We start from the raw sequence: 1,254 nt of genomic DNA, 5'->3' as shown, positions 1-1,254 counted from the left end.
GATAGGCTCCGTCGCGGCGCAGGAACTCCCACGCCCAGCAGGAAACAGGCACGGATAAGGCGTACTGGTAGGCGGCGGATGCGCGCCAATCGTTCTTTGCTGTCATGACCTTGTCGCTCGTGCGCAGCGTCAGGTTGCGCCCAAATCAAAAGGTGAGCACCTACCCTGAAATTGCGACGACGCTGACGGTGTACAACGGGAACAAGAATGGCGTACTTCCGCAGGCTCCGCCGATTCGGGACGGCAGAACGGCGGATTTCCGGACATCCGGCGTTGCGGATCAGTGCATACCCTGCTGGAGAAGGTGCCGGTAGCCGACCCGGGTCATCCACTGCGCCCGCGCCAGATGGGTGGCGTGAGCGTGCCGGGCGCGTTCGGGCTCGCGGGCGGGGTCGATGCGCAGCACGATGCGGGCGACCTCGTCCGGGTCGGCCCCGTCCGCCTCGGCGTCGAGCAGGCGCAGGTAGGTCACGAGGTGCAGACGGTCGTAGTCGGTCAGGCTCTCCGAATGGGGCGGCGCGTCGGCGACAGGCGGTTCGAGCTGAGGCGACGTCATCGGCTGGTCTCTCCCCTTCGTGTGGTCTCGCTCTGAAACGACCGCGCTTTGCACACCATCATATGTAGGCACCGTCCGCACCGGTCGCACAGCCACGGCCCATGATACCATCCCGTCCGCTCCGAATGGGAGATCTATCCCGTGGAGACTTGCCCCGCAATCCGGCTCCATCCTGCGGATGGAGGACATGCCCGAGATCCTGGCCTGGAACGTCCGCCGCCTGCGCCACGCCAAGGGCATCACGCAGGAGGAGTTGGCGCACCGTGCCGGCATGGACCGCAGCTATCTCGGCACCATCGAGCGGGCCGAGCACAAGGCGACCATCGTCATGGTCGGCCGTCTGGCGGCCGCCCTTTCGGTGCTTCCCAGCGATCTTCTGGAACTTCCCCCCAATCACCCCTACCTTGCGCGGATTGCCGGAAATCCGTAGATCCGGAACGGCGACGCCGCGCATCGAAATATCACAGCGCCGCCGTGTCTTTAGATGCTTTGCAATGGCCTGCTGCCAACAGCGCATCTGGCGGGGTTTGGCTAAACTTTCCGGATATTCTTCAGCATCGCATGATGAACGGGCTTTGCCCCTGGGCCGGGGACCGGTGCGTCGTCCGCACCGGTCCCCGGTCGGTGTTCATGCCGCCTGCTGCACCGGCGGCTGAAGCGCGTGCAGGAAATCGACGGCGCGCTGGGCGTGCGCCGCG

Annotated in this window: 2 protein-coding genes; one reads left to right on the top strand and one right to left on the bottom strand. The window is 65.5% G+C overall.

Annotated elements, in window-relative coordinates; all coding sequences use genetic code 11:
- Positions 1–280: 280 nt before the first annotated feature.
- Positions 281–556 carry a DUF2285 domain-containing protein gene (locus tag TSO221_RS34725; protein WP_109122986.1) on the bottom strand — a complete coding sequence of 92 codons (276 nt, stop codon included), beginning with the start codon at positions 554–556 and terminating at the stop codon, positions 281–283.
- A 187-nt stretch (positions 557–743) separates the two neighbouring features.
- Between TSO221_RS34725 and TSO221_RS34720 the strand changes: the two genes are divergently transcribed.
- Positions 744–986, top strand: coding sequence for a helix-turn-helix transcriptional regulator (locus tag TSO221_RS34720; protein ID WP_247878411.1), 243 nt, complete (start codon positions 744–746; stop codon positions 984–986).
- The last annotated feature ends 268 nt before the right edge of the window (positions 987–1,254 follow it).

It is taken from the genome of Azospirillum sp. TSO22-1, assembly GCF_003116015.1.
Taxonomy (GTDB): Bacteria; Pseudomonadota; Alphaproteobacteria; order Azospirillales; family Azospirillaceae; genus Azospirillum.
Note: the sequence above shows the minus strand (reverse complement) of the source record. Positions and strands in the feature narration are given on the sequence as shown.